This window comes from Alkalihalobacillus trypoxylicola (assembly GCF_001590785.1).
Taxonomy (GTDB): Bacteria; Bacillota; Bacilli; order Bacillales; family Bacillaceae_D; genus Alkalihalobacillus; species Alkalihalobacillus trypoxylicola.
The window spans coordinates 1-749 of the sequence record NZ_LTAO01000029.1 but is presented as its reverse complement, the minus strand read 5'-3'; the positions used below and the strand labels follow the sequence as shown (position 1 = coordinate 749).

Here is a 749-nt window from a genome sequence, read left to right as displayed (position 1 = left end):
CAAAAAGGTTTGATATGAATTCTTGACATTCTCGTTTGTCTATCGTTATAGACTCCGATGAATTTCTGTTTTCTTCTATTATCTAGTTTTCAAAGAACCCTCRCCTACRATGTAGGCTGATGTTTCAAATCATTCCTTTMAWWAAGGAGTTGATTCGATTGGTGGAGCCTAGCGGGATCGAACCGCYGACCTCCTGCGTGCAAAGCAGGCGCTCTCCCAGCTGAGCTAAGGCCCCGTTACATAATAAAAAATAAGCATAGTTGATCACTTATTTTAAGTGTGCGTATATGGTGGGCCTGAGTGGACTCGAACCACCGACCTCACGCTTATCAGGCGTGCGCTCTAACCAGCTGAGCTACAGGCCCATATAACACAAAKAGAGGAAAAACRTTCTCTCAAAACTGAACAAGGCTACTGACTTCAATCMCATCAKGTAACACTTATATACACGCTTCGTGCTGCCTTGCTCCGAGGAAGCTTACTTCGTAAGTAAACACTCGTAGACGCAGGAGCAAAAGCTATGAAGAGAGAAAAATTGTTCTCTCAAAACTGAACAAAAGTACCAAAGCGCATGCACATAACGATTGAACTTCGACTAACACCCGACACGTCCTGTGTCGAACGTCGAAGTCAGCACATCCTGTGCAAGCTCGACTAGAGTTAAAACTCCATAGAAAGGAGGTGATCCAGCCGCACCTTCCGATACGGCTACCTTGTTACGACTTCACCCCAATCATCTGTCCCACCTT

The 749-nt window shown here is 45.1% G+C and carries 2 tRNA genes and 1 rRNA gene; all 3 read right to left on the bottom strand.

Annotated features, from left to right (window positions below):
• Nucleotides 1–159: 159 nt before the first annotated feature.
• Nucleotides 160–235: transfer RNA gene (locus AZF04_RS15420), tRNA-Ala, on the bottom strand.
• Between the two features lie 53 nt (nt 236–288).
• Nucleotides 289–365: transfer RNA gene (locus AZF04_RS15415), tRNA-Ile, on the bottom strand.
• 309 nt (nt 366–674) lie between these two features.
• Nucleotides 675–749, bottom strand: a 16S ribosomal RNA gene (locus tag AZF04_RS15410); the annotation flags it as partial.